We start from the raw sequence: 1,385 nt of genomic DNA, 5'->3' as shown, positions 1-1,385 counted from the left end.
GGTCAAGTCCAAAATGGTGTGTAAATTTGCAATCACCGTTCCCTTACCTACATCACCTTTCTCATCTGGGCCTGCTGTTTGGCGCGTTTCTCTAAGCTGGGCCGGATCGTTTCGAGTGCCAACAGGGTTGGCTTATAAAACATCGGGCGCTTTGTTTGCCACCGTTCAGTCTCTTGCATAAGACAAGCTCCTGTAAGGCGCAGTGCTGATTGAGACGTGGGAAAAATACCTATGACTCGCGTGCGCCTTTTAATCTCTCTATTGAGACGCTCAATGTAGTTTGAGGTGCGCAGAGGCCTGCGTATTTCTCTGGGTAGCTGCATGACGGTTGTTGCATCATCAAATCCCGCATCGAGGATTTCCATGGCTTCTGGTGCAAGTTCTGCATAGTCAGCAATAAGGGCTTCCTTACGGCTTTGTGCACGTTGTAGATCAGGGAAGTTAAATAGCTCATTGAGCTCGCTTCGAAGCCCGCCTTTCCACTTCTTGGGAACAACATCGATGATATTGCGCATGAAGTGTGCCTGACAACGCTGCCAGGCAGTATCGGGGAACACTTCATGCAAAGCACCAATGAGTCCTTCGTGAGCATCTGAGGTACACAGAGCCACGCCACAAAGTCCCCGGTTGTGAAGAGACTGAAAAAAGGTGGTCCACGTAGCTTTGGTTTCAGCCTCTGCCAGCTCAAGGCCAATGACTTCTCTTATTCCCTTGTCGGTAATGCCTGTGGCTATCATCAGTGCTTTTGAGACGATACGATGGTTCTCACGCACTTTGAGATAGGTGGCGTCTGCTATCACAAACAGATAGCTTCCCAAAGGCCGTCCCCTAAAGGCAGCTACCGCATCATCAAGTTCACGGCAGGCCACAGATACCGCTTGTTTGGAGAAATTCTTGCCACAGATCTCTTCCATTACACGACCTACTTTAGCTGTTGAAACACCGGCTACCACCATCTCTGCCATTGTGGTAACAAGGGCTGCCTCACTGCGCTGGTAGTTATCAAACACAAGCGTTTTGAAAGGGACATTTCTGTGCCTTGGGACTTTAAGATCGATGGTGCCAATCCTGGTACAAAGGCTTCTTTCCCGTGTACCATTCCTGCTGTCAAGACGCTCTGAGGTACGCTCGTAAGGCTGAGCCTTGAGCTGTTCGGTAGATTCTGCACTTAAAACAGCATTGAGGGTTTCTTGTAAGAGTACCCGAAATGCACTGCCATTGTTCTCTCCCAAAAGCTGCAAAATCTCATCTTGGTTCAGTGTAATATTGAGTTGAGCCATGTTCGTACCTCCAAGTATTCGTAGTGATTTGGCGATTACAAGTTTACTTGGAAGACGGGCCTCTGGCTCATTTCCCGTCTTTTACACCATTTTACGGACGTGACT

1 protein-coding gene is annotated in these 1,385 nt (G+C 48.7%); it reads right to left on the bottom strand.

The window, feature by feature from the left end; genetic code table 11:
• Window positions 1–47 precede the first annotated feature (47 nt).
• Window positions 48–1,280 carry an IS256 family transposase gene (locus tag HMPREF9069_RS06715; RefSeq protein ID WP_021626460.1) on the bottom strand — a complete coding sequence of 411 codons (1,233 nt, stop codon included), beginning with the start codon at window positions 1,278–1,280 and terminating at the stop codon, window positions 48–50.
• Window positions 1,281–1,385 lie beyond the last annotated feature (105 nt).

Source organism: Atopobium sp. oral taxon 810 str. F0209 (assembly GCF_000466405.1).
Taxonomy (GTDB): Bacteria; Actinomycetota; Coriobacteriia; order Coriobacteriales; family Atopobiaceae; genus Olegusella.
The sequence above is the reverse complement of the archived record's forward strand: the minus strand, read 5'-3'. Positions and strand labels throughout refer to the sequence as shown.

Coding starts and splice junctions, on each gene's coding strand:
- HMPREF9069_RS06715 (WP_021626460.1), bottom strand. CDS start 1,280: ATGGCTCAACTCAATATTACACTGAACCAAGATGAGATTTTGCAGCTT.